This is a genomic window from Streptomyces sp. NPDC001220 (assembly GCF_053597895.1).
Genome location: NZ_JBSFJE010000007.1, coordinates 12,092 through 26,728, shown reverse-complemented (window position 1 = coordinate 26,728; position 14,637 = coordinate 12,092). Strand labels below are relative to the sequence as shown.

The following is a 14,637-nucleotide window of genomic DNA, read 5'->3' as shown; positions in this document are numbered from 1 at the left end:
GGAGCCCGGTCACGGCCCTTGCCGTCCGCGCCCGTTCAGCGGGCGGCGCGCAGTTCGGCGTAGAGCTCCGGGCCCTGCCAGGTGCGCGGCTCGGCCTCCGCCGCACGCACCAGGGTGACCAGACGGGCGTTCGCGGGTGCGCTCAGCCCGTGGGCGGTGGCGAGGGCGACGATCTCGCCCTGGAGGGAGTCGATCTCCGTGGGCCGGCCGCGTTGCAGGTCCTCCCACATCGAGGAGCGGGCGTGGGCGTCGATCCGCAGGGTCGCCCCCGCCAGCCGGCGGAAGAGGCCGTCGGGCAGCCCCAGGACGTACGGGGTGACGGCGGGCGCGGTGGGGCCGAGGCGGGCCGGGGTGACCCCGGCGGCGCGGTAGACGGCGAGGGCCTCCCGCTGGCACAGGGCGAGGCAGCGGCGGTAGGCCCGCCCGCCGAGCTGGTCGCGGAGCGGCAGCCCGGACAGGGCGTTGATCGCGTTGTTGAGGTTCAGCAGCAGCTTGGCGTGCTGCACCTCGGACATGTCGGTACGGGCCTCGACGGCCAGGTGCGCCTCGCGGAAGGCGGCGACGAGCGTGTCGTCCGGCTCGGTCATGAGCCTGCCCGGCATGCCCTGGTGCACGGCACCCGGCTCGGACTGCACCACGTTGTACGGCACCATCCCGGCCAGCACGGTGTGGCCGGGGAGCGCGGCGCGCAGGGTGGCGGGGTTGTGCAGCCCGTTCTGGAAGCTCACCACGACCGCGCCGGGGGCGAGATGCGCGGCGAGGTCCTCGGCGGCGGCCGCGGTACCGGCGCTCTTCACGGTGACCAGCACGTAGTCGGCGCCGGCCGCGGCCTGTGGGCCGGTGGCCAACGCCAGCCGCTCCGGCGCGAGACGGACGGGCGGCCGGACGGAGGTACTGAGGGTGAGCCCCCGCTCGCGCAGCACGTCCATGGCCGCGGGCCGTCCGATGAGCGTCACGTCGTATCCGGCGGCGAGCAGATGGCCGCCGAGATGACACCCGATGGTGCCGGCGCCGAGAACGGCGAAGCGGGGCTTGGACGCGGGGGCCACGGAGGCCACCGAAGGCTCGGAGGGCTCGGGTGACACGGGTGGCTCGGGTGGCATGGGGGCTCCTCCGGAAGGCTCGTGATCAACCGTACTCACGTTCGCGCCCCCTTGGCGACGGCGTCACACGTACCCGTCGCACGGCGTTTCTCCTCGCCGCCTTGCCGCTCTCACGCTCTGATACAGACCCCGCCCCTGATCCGACGTCAGTTTCCGCCAGAGGAGCACCCCCCATGCCCGCTTCGGAGAACATCGCCCTCGTCCGTCGTTTCTACGAGTCCAAGGTGGCGCCGGAGGTCTTCCAGGAGGTCATGGACCCGGAACTCGTCTGGGACATCACGCCCGGCTTCCCCGGCGGCCGGGTCTACCACGGCCCGCAGAGCGTGGGCCGGGACTTCTTCGCCCCGCTGATGGAGAACTTCGACACCTTCTACCCCGTGGGCGACGAGTACTTCGCGGACGGGGAGGACCATGTCTTCGCCCTCGGGCACTACCACACGGTGAGCAAGCGGGGGGCGAGCGCCGACGCCAGGTTCATGCACATCTGGACCGTCCGCGACGGCAGGCTCGTCAAGCTCCAGCAGGTCAGCGACAGCCTCGTCGTGGACCGCGTGATCAACGGCTGACACCGCCGGGGCCCACCGGTCCCACCGGCCCGCCCGGCCCGCCCGGCCCGCCCGGCCCGCCCGGCCCGCCCGGCCCGCCGGGACCGCCGGGTCCTTCGAGACCGTCGAGCAGCATGCCGAGCCCTGCGGGCGACAACTCGGAGATAGCCACCGTCCCCTCATCGCCCCCGGCGGCCAGGTCCTCGCCACCAAGTACGGCGAGCACGCCTACGACCAGTGGTCGGTCGACGAACTCCTGGAACTGGCCGCCCGCGTGGCGCGGACACCGCCCTCCGCGCATCCCCCGGCCGCCGAACGGCCGTGACGCCGGCGCCGCTCCGCACGCTCGTGAACAGCCCGGCGGGCCGCACCCCGGCCGGTGCGTGGTCGGTACCTTCGTCGCCTCCGCGGTCCGCTGCGCCGTGCTCGACCTTCCGCGCCGGGACGTTCCGGTCACCCACTAGACGAGGGCCGGCGCGGGCAGCGGCTGTTCCGCCCAGATCGTCTTGCCGGTTGGCGTCTGGCGGCTGCCCCAGCGCTCCGAGAGCTGGGCGACCAGGAGCAGACCCCGGCCGCCCTCGTCGTAGACCCGTGCCCGGCGCAGATGCGGGGCCGTGCTGCTGCCGTCTGAGACCTCGCAGATCAGGGACGCGTCGCGGATCAGACGGAGGGCGATCGGGCCGTCGCCGTAGCGGACCGCGTTGGTGACCAGCTCGCTGACGATCAGCTCGGTGGCGAAGGCCGCGTCCGTCAGACCCCAGGCCTCCAGCTGCTGGCCGGCCATCTTGCGGGCCCCGGCGACCGCCGCCGGGTGCTGGGGGAGCTGCCACGTGCGGACCTTCCCGGCGTCCAGGGCGCGGGTACGGGCCAGCAGGAGCACGATGTCGTCGGCCGGGTGGTCGGTCAGCACCGTGTGCAGGACGCGGTCGCAGGTCTGCTCCAGGGGCGCGGCCGGGGCGGCGAGGGCGCGGCGGAGGAGGCCCAGGCCCACCTCGATGTCGTGGTCGGCGGTCTGCACCAGGCCGTCGGTGTAGAGGGCGAGCAGGCTGCCCTCCGCCAGTTCCACCTCGGTGGACTCGAAGGGGAGACCGCCGAGGCCGAGCGGCGGGCCGGCCGGGAGGTCCAGGAGGCGGACCGCGCCGCCGGGGGTGACCAGGGCGGGCGGCGGATGGCCGGCCCGGGCCATGGTGCAGCGGCGGGACACCGGGTCGTACACGGCGTAGAGGCAGGTCGCGCCGACCTCCCCCGACGTGGTCCAGGGGTCCTCCTCCCGGGCCAGCCTGATGACGAGGTCGTCCAGCTGGGTGAGGAGTTCGTCGGGCGCGAGGTCGACGTCCGCCAGCGTCCGTACCGCCGTCCGCAGGCGGCCCATCGTCGCCGAGGCGCGGATGCCGTGGCCGACGACGTCCCCGACGACCAGGGCGACCCGGGCGCCGGACAGCGGGATCACGTCGAACCAGTCGCCGCCGACGTCCGCGCCGGACCCGGTGGGGAGGTAGCGGTAGGCCACCTCGGTCGCCTCCAGGCCGGGCGGCGGCCGGCCGGGCAGCAGGCTGCGCTGGAGGGCGAGTGCGGTGCGGCGCTCCCCGGTGTAGCGGCGGGCGTTGTCCACGCACACCGCGGCCCGGGCGACGATCTCCTCCGCGAGCCGCTGGTCGTCCTCGGTGAACGACTCGGGCGTGCGGTGCCGGAGGAAGTGCACCAGGCCGAGGGTGACACCGCGGGCGCGCAGCGGGACCATCAGCACCGAGTGGATCATGTGCCGGGCGACGGTGTCCGCGCGGGCCTGGGAGGCGCTGATCCACTCCGGCATGCCGGGGTCGCCCGGCCGGTTGCGGGTGCCGTGACCGGCGAGCAGGGTCCACATCGGGGGCGTGTCCACCGGGTAGTGGATCGGGTCGCCCGGTTCGGCCACCCGCTCCGGGCAGCCGGGCAGGACCGAGCGCTGCGCGGCACGGCGTACGGTGATCGCCTCGCCCGGCGTCAGCAGGGCCGGCTCGTCGCCCTCGGTGACGGACTCCAGCAGGTCGACGGTGACGTAGTCCGCGAACCCGCCCACGGCCACCTCGGCGAGCTCCTCGGCGGTCCTGGTCACGTCCAGGGTGCTGCCGATGCGCAGGCTGGCGTCGTTCAGGACGGCCAGGTGGCGGCGGGCCCAGTACTGCTCGGTGGTGTCGAAGACGATCGCGGACAGGCCCTGCACCCGGTCGGACTCGTCCTTCAGCGGGGAGAAGTACATCGACCAGGCGTGCTCCCGGGTCTCCCCGGGCGCCTGGCCGTGCTGCTCGTGGAAGACGGTCCGCCCGGTGCGCAGCACCTGCCGCTGGAGGCGGTCGTACTCGTCGAAGGGCGGCCCGGACTCGATCTCCCGCAGGGTCAGGCCGCGCATCTCCGCCACGGACAGGCCCATGATCCGGGTCATGACCTCGTTGGCGGCGACCAGCCGGGCCTCGCGGTCGTAGATCGCCACCGGCATGGGCAGCTGGGCGAGCGTGAGGTACCACAGGGCCGCCGCCCCGGGCTGGTCGTGCCCGGACACGGCCGTCCGCACGGCATCGGTCACCAGCCAGAGCGGCCGGGCGCCCGCGTCCGCGAGGGGTATGCCCTGCAGGCGTACGACGATCCGGTCGCCGTTGCGGTGCCGCAGGGCCGCCTCGGTGGACCAGCGGTGCGCGACGGCGATGTGACGGCGCGCGGACGCCGGCAGGTCGGCGGCGAGCAGGTTCCGGGCGGGGCGGCCGACGACCTCCGAGGGTTCGTACCCGAGCAGCCGCCGGGCACCGGCGCTCCACACCAGGACGGACCCGTCGGCGTCGACGACGACCGCGAGGTCGTCCGGTACGGCCGTCGGGTCCTGCGGTGCGCGTCCCTCCATGGTGCCTCCGGATGCCCGGCGGCCCGGCTGTCCGGGGCACCCGCACCCGCTCCCAGCATCCCGCCGCACGGTGCGCCCTTCAACCGACGACGGCCAGGCCTGGGCGGCAGGCCCCTCGTGCAGCCTGGTGGCGGTCCCGTGTGCCGGGGTGGCGGTCGGATCCTTCGGGCCGCCCGGCGGTGGCCCCCGTGTGCCGGGGCGGTGGGTCGAGGATCGGCGACGGGGGCCACGTCCGGGCGGCAGGTCCTTCGGGCCGCCTGGTGGCGGTCCCGTGTGCCGGGGCGGCGGGTCGAGGACCACCGCGACGAGCGGCGCCCCGCCGGTGGTCCCGCCGGTGGTCCCGCCGCGCGGCCGAGCGCGCGCGCCCTCGCCCCCGATGGCCGGTTCGTTCGCAGGGTGGCCACGCAGCCGCCCGGCGTCCCCGTGAACGCGAGGCCGCCGGCGACCGGGCAGGGCGGGCCGGGTTGGGTGAAGTCGTCCCCCCGGGCGGTGGGGATGCTCTACCGTGAAGCACCTCAAAGCGGTCCGAGCCTGGCGGATGCCGGCCGAAGAGGAGCCACGGGTGCACGCAGGTGACGGCCGGACACCGGACTCCGGCAACGACGAACCGGCACCCGGCAACGACGAACCGGGACCCGGCGACGACGAACCGGGACCCGGCGACGACGACCGGGACCCGGGCGGCGACCACGTCGGCGACCGCGTCGACTTCCGGCGGAGCACCTTCATGGGGCCCGTCGTCGGGAAGGTGGTCGTGCAGCACGGGACGCCCCCCGACCGGACCGGTCCGTGCACGTTGCCCATGGTCCAGGCCGGTTTCACCGGGCGGGCGACGGAGCTGGCCGCGCTGGAGGCACGGCTGCGGGCGCCCGCCGACCCGGCCCCGGACGCACCGGTCGTCTGTGTCGTCACCGGACTCGGCGGCATGGGCAAGACCGCCCTCGCCCTGAAGGCCGCGCACCGGGCACGCACCGCGGGCTGGTTCGCCGGCGGCGCCCTCTTCCTCGACCTCGCGGGCTACGACGACAACCCGGTCACCCCCACCCAGGCGGTGACGTCGTTGCTGCACGCCTTGGCCGCGGGGGACTTCGACACCGGCGCGGACCGGGTCGGCCACTTCGGGGAGGAGGGCCACCAGCTCGACGTCTACCGCAGCCATCTCGCCGCGCTCGCCGACGCCGGCCGGCGGGTCCTGCTGGTGCTGGACAACGTCTCCGACTCGGCGCAGGTCTCACCGCTGCTGCCCGCCAGCGGCCTGCACTGCGTCCTGATCACCTCGCGGGAGTGCCACGAGTCCCTGACGGCCGTCGAGTTACCCCTCGGGCCGCTCAGCCCCGGCGAATCCGTCCGCCTGATCGCCCCCGCGCTGCGCCGCCCCACCGCCGAGGCCGGGTGGACGCCGGAGGAGACCGAGGCGGTGGGCGAACTGACCCGGCTGTGCTGCCGTATGCCGCTCGCCCTGCGGATAGCCACCGCCCGGCTGCACCGGCGCCGGGTCCGCGACAACCCGCTCGGTTCCCTGGTCGAGGAGCTGAGGGACGCCGCCGACCGGAGCAGTGTCCTGCGCAGCCGGGGCGTCGACGAATACGGCAAGGCCCTCGCGCTGGCCCCGGTGTTCGACGTGTCCTTCCGCCGGCTGCTCCCGGACCGGCGCCGCGCGCTGTGCGGGCTGTCCCAGGTGCCCTTCCCGGACTTCAGCACCGAGACCGCGGTGGTGGCCACCGGCCAGGACCGGTCTCTGGCGCTGGAACTCCTCGACGACCTGGTGGGCACCCATCTGATCACCGGCGAGGGGCGCGGCGGCGGACTCCCCGAGCGCTGGCGCATACACGACCTGGTCCGCGGCTACGCGAACGCGCTGGCCGCCGACGACCCCGCGCTGGAGGAGGAGGGGCGCGAGGCACGCCGGCGGATACGCCACCACTACCGGACGAAGGCGGAGGCGGCCGACCGTCATCTGCGGCCGCCCGGCGACGACCCGCTGCCCGACCTGTTCAAGGGCCGGACGGAGGCGCTCGGCTGGCTGGACGCCGAGCGGGTCAACCTCGTCGCCGCCGCCCAGTGGCCCGACGAACCCGGCGAACGCGACGGACACGCCCCGGTCCGCACCGTGGAACTCGCGCTGCACCTCGCCGGGTTCCTGCGCGAGCGGCGCTTCTTCGAGGACTGGGTCGCCGTCGGCCGCGCCGCCCGGGACCGGGCGGCCGAGTCGCGGGACCGGCACGCGGAGGCGGCCGTCTGCAACAACCTCGGCAACGCGCTGCTGCGGGCCGACCGCTCCGAGGAGGCCTTCGAGCCCCTCGTGCACGCCGCGGACCTCTTCCGCGCGCTCGGCGATCCGAACGGCGAGGGCGTGGCGTGGAACAACCTCGGTCTCGCACAGCGCAGGTCCGGCCGTCCCGACGAGTCCCTGGTCACCCACCGGCGGGCCTGCGAGCGTTTCCGTGACACCGGCGACCTCTCCCACGAGGGCCGGGCCTGGCACAACCTCGGTCTGGCGCTGGAGGGTCTGGGCCGGTACGACGAGGCGGTGGCCGCGTTCCGGCGGGCCTGCGCCCTGCACCACCGGACCGACAACCGCTTCCTGCACGGCGACTCCCTGAACAGCCTCGGCTGCGTCCTGCACGCGGCGGGCCGGACCGAGCCGGCCGTCGCCGTCCTGCGGGAGTCCATCCGGATCCGCCGGGACTCCGACAACTGGTACGCCATGAGCCTGACCTGGAACAACCTGGTCCGGGTGCTGGACAGCACCGGCCGTGCCGAGGAGGCCGCCCACGCCAGGAACCGCGCCGCGGAAGCGGCCACCCGCGCCGGGACCACCACTACCGCCTACGGCCACCACCACTGAGCCCGGCGCCCCCGTCCGGTCCGGCCGCCGCGGCGGTCCGCAGCAGGAGCACCGCCACGTCGTCGGTGTGACCGCCGGCCGGCCAGGTGTGGTGGACGAGGCTGTCGATGAGGCGTACCAGGTCGTGGACGTCGGTGCGGGCGAGGTGGGCGGCGAGGTCGGCGAGGTGGGCGGCGAGGTGGGCGAGGTGGGCGGCGAGGTGGGCGGCGAGGTCGGCGGTGGCGTGCGGGACCTCGGTGCCGGGGCGTTCGATCAGGCCGTCGGTGTAGAGGGCGAGGACGGCGCCGGCCGGGAGCGCCGCGCGGGTGACGGGGTAGCGGGCGTCCGTGTCGACGCCCAGCGGCGGCCCGGGGTCGACGTGCAGGGAGTGGGCCCGGCCGAGTGCGGGGCGCAGCAGGGGCGGTGCGTGGCCGGCACTGGCCAGGGTCAGTTCCTGGCCGACGAGGTCCAGGTGGACGTGGAGGCAGGTCACCAGGAGGTCGGAGGAGAGATCGGCGAGCAGCCGGCTGGTGCGGGCGACGACCTGGTCCGGGGCGGCCCCGGTGGTGGCGTGGGCGTGGATGGCGGTGCGGACCTGCCCCATCAGGGCGGCCGCGGCCATGCCGTGGCCCTCCACGTCACCGATGACGGCCGCGGCGTGGGTGGCGTCGAGCCGCAGCAGGTCGTAGAAGTCGCCGCCGACGTCGATGCCGTGTCCGGCCGGCAGGTAGCGGGCGGCGACGTCGAGACCGGGCAGGGCGGGCAGGCCCCGGGGCAGCAGCGCCTGCTGGAGCTGGTGGACGAGGTGGTGCTGGCTGTCGTACACGCGGGCCCGGTCCAGTGCCTGGGCCAGCAGGCCGGCCAGCGGGTTGAGGACGGCGCGTTCGTCGGCGGTGAAGGTGTGCGGGCGGTCGTAGGAGAGGATGCAGCAGCCCAGCGGACGTCAGGACGGCCCACGCCTGCTTTCCGCTGATCAGCGGGGCGCGGGGGTAGGCGGAGGCTGGCGGGGCCGCCGGGGCAGCCGGGTCGGATGGGGCATCCGGAGTGGATGGGGCATCCGGAGTGGATGGGGTGCGAGGGGCGGTCGGAGGCGGGGGTGGGGGACCGGAGGTTGGCGGGGGCGCGGTCGGCGTAGGGCTGCGCGGGCTAGGATCCGGGCCATGGGCCAGACCATGAGCGAGGTGGACCGGTTCGAGGCGGCCAGGCCCCGGCTGGCGGCCATCGCCTACCGCCTCCTCGGCTCCGCGAGTGAGGCCGAGGACGCCGTGCAGGAGACGTATCTGCGCTGGCAGGCCGCCGACACCGGCCGTATCGAGGTCCCCGAGGCCTGGCTGACGAAGGTGCTCACCAACCTGTGCCTCAACCAGCTCACCTCGGCCCGCGCCCGGCGCGAGACCTACGTCGGCCAGTGGCTGCCCGAGCCGCTGCTCGCCGGGGACCCGATGCTCGGACCCGCCGACACCGCCGAACGGCGCGAGTCCGTGTCGTACGCCGTCCTGACCCTGCTGGAGCGGCTCACGCCCGGCGAACGCGCGGTGTACGTGCTCCGGGAGGCCTTCGACTACCCGCACCGGGAGATCGCCAGGATCCTCGACATCACCGAGGCCGCCAGCCAGCAGACCTTCCACCGGGCCAAGAAGCACGTCGCGGCCGGCAAGGCGCGCGCCGAGGTCGACGAGGCCGCCGCCCGGCGGATCATCGAGGAGTTCCTCACGGCCGCCACCAGCGGCCGGACCGAACCGCTGGTCCGGCTGCTCACCCAGGACGCCGTCGCGGTCGGCGACGGCGGCGGGAAGGTGCCGGCCGGCGCCAAGGGGTTCAAGGGTGCCCTCGCGGTCGCGACGTTCCTGCGGGGCCTGTTCAAACCGGGCCCGGCACAGCGGGCCCTGGCGGGCGGCCCGGTCGAGATCCATGCCGCGACTGCCAACGGGGGCCACGCCCTGGTGGCCGTCGTCGGCGGCCGGGTCTTCGGCGTCATGTGCCTGGAGATCACCGCCGAGGGCATCGCCGCGCTCCGCAACCAGGTCAACCCCGACAAGCTCGAGCGAGCGACCCGGCAGTGGGCGGCCACCGGCCACGGCGAACCCCTGCTCCGGCTCTTCTCCGACCCTGTGTGAGCCGCCTCACTCCACGTTCCTGTCAGGAAACGGCGGGCCGCCCGGTTCAGGGGGCGACTCGCCGTTTCCCGGGTCGCCGTTTCCGTTTCCAGACTCGCCGTTTCCCGACAGGAGCACGGACATGCAGCACCGCATCGTCGTCCTCGGCGCCGGATACTCCGGAGCCATCGCCGCCGGCCGTCTCGCCAGGCGACTGCACCGCGAAGACGTCGCCATCACCCTCGTCAACGCCGAACCCGACTTCGTCGAACGCGTCCGCATGCACCAGCTCGCGACCGGCCAGGACCTCAAGGCCCGGCCGTTCGCCGAGATGTTCGCGGGCACCGGCGTGGAGCTGAGGCTCGCGAGGGTCACCGCCGTGGACGCCGACCGCAGGACGGTCACCACCGTCGACGCCGGGGAGGAGACGGAGGTGCTGGAGTACGACACCCTCGTCTACGCCCTCGGCAGCGCCTGGAACGACCAGGGAGTCCCCGGCACCGCCGAGCACGCCCACCAGATCGCGAGCCGCCCCGGCGCGCTCCGGCTGCGCCAGCGCCTCGCCGCCCTGCCGGCCGGAGAACCGGTGCTCGTGGTCGGCGGCGGACTCACCGGCCTGGAGGCCGTCACCGAGATCGCCGAGGCCCGCCCGGACCTCGCCGTCGCCCTCGCCGCCCGCGGCGCCCTCGGCGACTGGCTCTCCGCCAAGGGCGGCCGGCACCTGCGGAAGGTCCTCGACGGTCTCGGCGTCACCGTGCACGAGCACACCGCCGTCACCGCCGTGGCGGCCGACCGGGTCACCACCGCCGAAGGCGGGACGATCCCCGCCGCGGTCACGGTGTGGACCACCGGATTCGCCGTCCACCCCATCGCGCGGGCCAGCACGCTGGAGGTCACCGGCTCCGGGCAGATCGTGGTCGACGGGACCATGCGGTCGGTCTCGCACCCGGACGTGTACGCCGTCGGCGACGCGGCGCTGGCGACCGGCCCCGGCGACAAGCCGCTGCGCATGTCGTGCGCGACGGGCGCCCCGATGGCGTGGCAGGCCGCCGACGCCCTCGCGGCCCGCCTGACCGGCGGAAAACTCCCGAAGGTGCCGCTGCGCTACTTCAACCAGTGCATCTCGCTGGGCCGCGGGCAGGGCCTGATCCAGTACGTCACCGCGGACGACCGCGCCGTACGGGCGGCCCTGACGGGTCGTACCGCCGCCCTCTACAAGGAACTGGTCTGCAAGGGCGCGGCCTGGGCCGTCGCCAACCCGACCCTCGCCCTCCCGACCCGCACCCGCCGCACCCTGCCGAAGCCGGCCCCGGCACCCGAGAGGACAGCCACCCCGGCCTGACCCGACCGACCCGAACAGGCGCGGCCCGCCACTCCGGCGGGCCGCGCCGTGATCCCGCACGCGGACCGGTCGCTACTCGCCCTTCGGCCCCGCCGACTGCACCACATCGAAGGACCACAGCGTCGACCCGGAGGCCGCCGGCTTCGGACGCTCGCCCTCCGCACCCCCCTGATGCGCCGTCTTCATCGGCCCCTCCATCCACGCCTGGAAGGCCTCCTCGTCCCGCCACCGCGTGTACACCAGATACTGCTCGGTCCCCTCGACCGGCCGGAGAAGCTCGAACCACTCGAACCCGTCCGAGTTCTCCACGGCGTGGGCGCGGGAGGCGAACCGCTTCTCCAGCGTCTCCCGCTGCTCGGCGGGAACGGTCAGCACGTTGATCTTCACTACGCTCATGGGCCCATCGTGCACCAGTCGGGACCAACACCCCCGCAAGTCACAGCCGCTTCGAGGTCACAGCAGACCCAAAGATTCACCGAACCCATGTACAACCCTTACTCCCCGGTGCGGGTCTCCTGATCGCCGGACACCAATTGACTCCGGCCGTCCGCCGGGAGGCGGGCGGCCCCCGCATGCCGCAGGAGACGACCCGCATGCACACGTTCCCGCGACTCGCCCTCGCGACGGCCACCGCGGCCGCGCTGACGGGCGGTCTGCTCACGTTCTCCGCCGCCTCGGCCACGGCCGCGGACTCCCTCAAGGTCGCGCGCGCCGACTTCAACGGCGACGGCATCGGTGACATCGCCACCTCGGCCACCACCGCCTACGTCAGCGGTCACAAGGGCGCCGGCCAGGTCGTCGCCCTCTACGGCTCCGCCTCGGGCATCACCACCACCAAGCGCACCACCCTCAGCCAGAACAGCGCCGGCGTCCCCGGCAGCGCCGAGGCCGGCGACAGCTTCGGCGAGGCGCTGGCCTACGCCGACTTCAACGCGGACGGCTACGACGACCTCGCCGTCAGCTCTCCGTCGGAGAAGGTCGGCACCGACACCGACGGCGGTACCGTCACCCTCCTGTGGGGTTCCAAGAGCGGACTCACCGGCAAGGGCGTCGACATCAAGGACCCGTCGCCGAGCGGTCACGACTACTGGGGGCTGCAGCTCGCCGCCGGTGACTTCGACGGCGACGGCAAGGCCGACCTCGCCGTCGGCAGCTCCGCCGCCACCCTGTGGGTGTTCAAGGGCGGTTTCTCCGCGAGCGGCACGCCCGGCGGCCGGTACACCGTCAAGCCGCCGATCGAGCCGGGCACCAGCTCCTACCCGTACGGCCCGATGAAGCTCACCGCCGGTGACGTCAACGGCGACGGCCGTACCGACCTCGTCGTCGACGGGTACGAGACGAAGACCAGCAACCACTGGAACACCAACTACTGGCTGCCGGGCAGCTCCAAGGGCGTGACCGTCACCGGCGCCAAGACGCTGAAGAGCGGCATCGTCACCGGCGTCGGCGACATCAACGGCGACGGCTTCGGCGACATCGTCAGCGGCGCCTCCTGGGACTCCAGCAGCGGCGGGACCGTCTTCCCGGACTCCGCCACCGGCGGCCGGGTGGCCATCACCTACGGCAGTGCCTCCGGCCCGGCCAAGGCCACCATGTTCAACCAGAACTCCTCCAACGTCCCCGGCACCTCCGAGAAGGGCGACAACTTCGGCTGGGAGATCGACCTCGGTGACGTCAACGGCGACGGCTACGCCGACCTGGTCGTCACCACCCCGTACGAGGACATCGGCAGCAACTCCAACACCGGCCAGGTCACCGTCTTCTACGGCTCGAAGACCGGGGTCGACCTCGCCTCCGGCGCCCAGTCCTTCGCCCAGAGCACGGCCGGCGTCCCCGGCGACGACGAGAAGAACGACCTCTTCGGCGTCGACGTCAAGCTCGACGACGTCACGGGCGACGGCCGGGCCGACCTGATCGTCGGCTCGTACGAGAACGCCGGCGACGGCGCGGTCACCTACCTGCCGTCCAACGGCTCGAAGATCACCACGACCGGTTCGCGCGCCCTGTCCACGAGCAAGCTGGGCGTGTCGACGACCGGCACCCCGCAGCTCGGCGCCGTCTTCGCCGACTGACCGCGGGCCGGAAGAGCTTCTCGGGACGGCGTACGGGCGGGCCCGTCGGTCGTACGACCACGGGCCTGCCCGGTCCCGCGCCCGCTCCCGCACGTGAGCCCCGTCCTGCTGCCGCACCGCCTCCACCTACCCGCGTACCTCCGGCACCGATGTCACCGATGCCACCGATCTCAGGAGTTCCCTCCCCGTGAACGGAAACCACCGCCACCGCCTCGCCCTCGCGACGGTCACCGCCGCCGCGCTCACCGGTGGCCTGCTGACCCTCTCGGCCCCCGTCGCGTCCGCCGCCACGGCTCACGCCTACAAGGCCGACTTCAACCACGACGGCTACGGCGACGTCGCCTTCGCCGCCCCCTACGCCCAGGTCGGCGGCAAGGGCATGGCCGGGTACGTCGCCGTCGTCTACGGCAGCGCCTCCGGACTCAACCCCGCCAAGCGCACGATCGTCAGCCAGAACACCGCCGGTGTCCCCGGCACCGCCGAGACCGAGGACCTCTTCGGCCGGGCGCTCGCGGTGGCCGACTTCAACAAGGACGGTTACACCGACCTCGCCGTCGGCGCGCCCGGCGAGAGCAACGGCTCGGACACCGGCGGCGGTTCGGTCACGATCCTGTGGGGTTCGGCGAGCGGCCTGAAGAACGGTACGACGGTCAAGGACCCGTCCGCGGTCAAGCACGAGGCCTGGGGCTCGGTCCTGGCCGCCGGTGACTTCAACGGCGACGGCAAGGCCGACCTGGCGTCCGGCACGACGGCGTCGTACGCCTACATCGTCAAGGGCGGCTTCACCAAGTCCGGCACCACCGGCGGCACCCAGAAGGTCCCCACGCCGGAAAAGGCGGAGTTCGGCATCGACGCGCTCGCCGCGGGCGACACCAACGGCGACAAGAAGGCCGACCTCGTCCTCACCTACCGCACCGCGCTCACCTCGGACCCGTCGGGCAGCTGGTCCAAGGGCGCCGCCTACCTCGGTGCGTCCAAGGGCGTGGTCGTGACCCAGCCGCGCCCGCTGAACGGCGGCACCTCCCTCGCCCTGGGCGACATCAACGGCGACGGCTACGACGAGATCGCCATCGGCAACGTCTTCTCGAAGGACGACGACCACACGGGCACCCTCGGCGGCCAGGTCGTCGTCATCAGCGGCAGCAGGGGCGGCCCGATCAACGGCGACGCCCCCATGGCCGAGCTCACCCAGTCCGCCACCGGCGTCCCCGGCACCGACAAGGCGGACGACGGCTTCGGCGGCGCCGTCTCCATCGGCGACACCAACGGCGACGGCTACGGCGACCTGGCCATCGGCGTCGTCTTCAAGGACATCGGCGCGGCCGAGGACACCGGCCTGGTCGTGCTGATGAACGGCTCGGCAGGCGGCGTCTCCCGTACCGGCGCCCGTACGATCTCCCAGAACACCACCGGTGTCCCCGGCACCGCCGAGTCCACGGACTACTTCGGCTCGGACCTCGTGCTCTCGGACGTCAGCAAGGACGGCAAGGCGGACCTGACCGTCGCGGCCGGCTTCGAGGACGGGGGTGTCGGCACGGTCACCGCCCTGCGTGGCAGCGCCTCAGGCATCACCGCGACGGGTGCCAAGTCCTTCGGCCCGGGCACTTTCGGGCTCTCCCGTACGTACGGTGCGTTCGGCATGGGCCTCACCGGCTGACCTCGGCCCTGGGCCCTCGACGGTCCCGGATCCGGCCCCTGGGGGCCGGATCTGAGTGACCCCACAGCCTTGCCGCAGGCAACGGCGACCTGCTCCGCCGCAACTACGGCGACCTGCTCC

10 protein-coding genes are annotated in these 14,637 nt (G+C 73.9%); 6 read left to right on the top strand and 4 right to left on the bottom strand.

Translation table 11 applies throughout. The features are described from left to right. Positions 1-35 precede the first annotated feature (35 nt). Positions 36-1,103 (bottom strand): 2-dehydropantoate 2-reductase, encoded by a 1,068-nt coding sequence (locus ACWDGI_RS18105; RefSeq protein ID WP_450760115.1) that lies wholly within the window; start codon positions 1,101-1,103, stop codon positions 36-38. Between the two features lie 173 nt (positions 1,104-1,276). Between ACWDGI_RS18105 and ACWDGI_RS18100 the strand changes: the two genes are divergently transcribed. After that, on the top strand, positions 1,277-1,669 hold the full coding sequence (locus ACWDGI_RS18100) for a nuclear transport factor 2 family protein (RefSeq protein ID WP_450760113.1): 393 nt from the start codon (positions 1,277-1,279) through the stop codon (positions 1,667-1,669). Positions 1,670-2,108: 439 nt separating this feature from the next. Here the strand turns inward: ACWDGI_RS18100 and ACWDGI_RS18095 are convergent, their stop codons facing one another. After that, on the bottom strand, positions 2,109-4,523 hold the full coding sequence (locus tag ACWDGI_RS18095; RefSeq protein ID WP_450760111.1) for a SpoIIE family protein phosphatase: 2,415 nt from the start codon (positions 4,521-4,523) through the stop codon (positions 2,109-2,111). 562 nt (positions 4,524-5,085) lie between these two features. On the opposite strand from ACWDGI_RS18095, the gene ACWDGI_RS18090 reads away from it, so the two are divergent. Next, positions 5,086-7,371, top strand: coding sequence for a tetratricopeptide repeat protein (locus ACWDGI_RS18090; RefSeq protein ID WP_450760109.1), 2,286 nt, complete (start codon positions 5,086-5,088; stop codon positions 7,369-7,371). Here ACWDGI_RS18090 and ACWDGI_RS18085 read toward each other — a convergent pair. Then, a complete protein-coding gene (locus tag ACWDGI_RS18085; RefSeq protein ID WP_450760107.1) occupies positions 7,346-8,176 on the bottom strand; it encodes a PP2C family protein-serine/threonine phosphatase in 831 nt (276 codons plus the stop codon). The two genes, ACWDGI_RS18090 and ACWDGI_RS18085, sit on opposite strands and share 26 nt — an antisense overlap. A gap of 334 nt (positions 8,177-8,510) precedes the next feature. Between ACWDGI_RS18085 and sigJ the strand changes: the two genes are divergently transcribed. Then, complete coding sequence (sigJ, locus tag ACWDGI_RS18080) at positions 8,511-9,467, top strand: RNA polymerase sigma factor SigJ (protein ID WP_450760105.1); 957 nt, start codon at positions 8,511-8,513, stop codon at positions 9,465-9,467. Positions 9,468-9,588: 121 nt separating this feature from the next. Then, positions 9,589-10,788, top strand: coding sequence for an NAD(P)/FAD-dependent oxidoreductase (locus ACWDGI_RS18075; RefSeq protein WP_450760103.1), 1,200 nt, complete (start codon positions 9,589-9,591; stop codon positions 10,786-10,788). A 72-nt stretch (positions 10,789-10,860) separates the two neighbouring features. On the opposite strand, the gene ACWDGI_RS18070 is transcribed toward ACWDGI_RS18075, so the two are convergent. Continuing rightward, positions 10,861-11,184 carry an antibiotic biosynthesis monooxygenase family protein gene (locus ACWDGI_RS18070; RefSeq protein WP_450760101.1) on the bottom strand — a complete coding sequence of 108 codons (324 nt, stop codon included), beginning with the start codon at positions 11,182-11,184 and terminating at the stop codon, positions 10,861-10,863. A 197-nt stretch (positions 11,185-11,381) separates the two neighbouring features. On the opposite strand from ACWDGI_RS18070, the gene ACWDGI_RS18065 reads away from it, so the two are divergent. Both ACWDGI_RS18065 and ACWDGI_RS18060 read left to right on the top strand, forming a co-directional pair. After that, entirely contained in the window at positions 11,382-12,860 is a 1,479-nt protein-coding gene (locus tag ACWDGI_RS18065; RefSeq protein ID WP_450760099.1) for an FG-GAP and VCBS repeat-containing protein, read from the top strand. 187 nt (positions 12,861-13,047) lie between these two features. Further along, positions 13,048-14,517, top strand: coding sequence for an FG-GAP-like repeat-containing protein (locus ACWDGI_RS18060; protein ID WP_450760098.1), 1,470 nt, complete (start codon positions 13,048-13,050; stop codon positions 14,515-14,517). Positions 14,518-14,637: the final 120 nt, after the last annotated feature.

Excerpts from the sequence above, each read along its gene's own strand:
- ACWDGI_RS18105 (WP_450760115.1), bottom strand. The coding sequence starts at position 1,103 with ATGCCACCCGAGCCACCCGTGTCACCCGAGCCCTCCGAGCCTTCGGTG.
- ACWDGI_RS18100 (WP_450760113.1), top strand. The coding sequence starts at position 1,277 with ATGCCCGCTTCGGAGAACATCGCCCTCGTCCGTCGTTTCTACGAGTCC.
- ACWDGI_RS18095 (WP_450760111.1), bottom strand. The coding sequence starts at position 4,523 with ATGGAGGGACGCGCACCGCAGGACCCGACGGCCGTACCGGACGACCTC.
- sigJ (WP_450760105.1), top strand. The coding sequence starts at position 8,511 with ATGGGCCAGACCATGAGCGAGGTGGACCGGTTCGAGGCGGCCAGGCCC.
- ACWDGI_RS18075 (WP_450760103.1), top strand. The coding sequence starts at position 9,589 with ATGCAGCACCGCATCGTCGTCCTCGGCGCCGGATACTCCGGAGCCATC.
- ACWDGI_RS18070 (WP_450760101.1), bottom strand. The coding sequence starts at position 11,184 with ATGAGCGTAGTGAAGATCAACGTGCTGACCGTTCCCGCCGAGCAGCGG.
- ACWDGI_RS18065 (WP_450760099.1), top strand. The coding sequence starts at position 11,382 with ATGCACACGTTCCCGCGACTCGCCCTCGCGACGGCCACCGCGGCCGCG.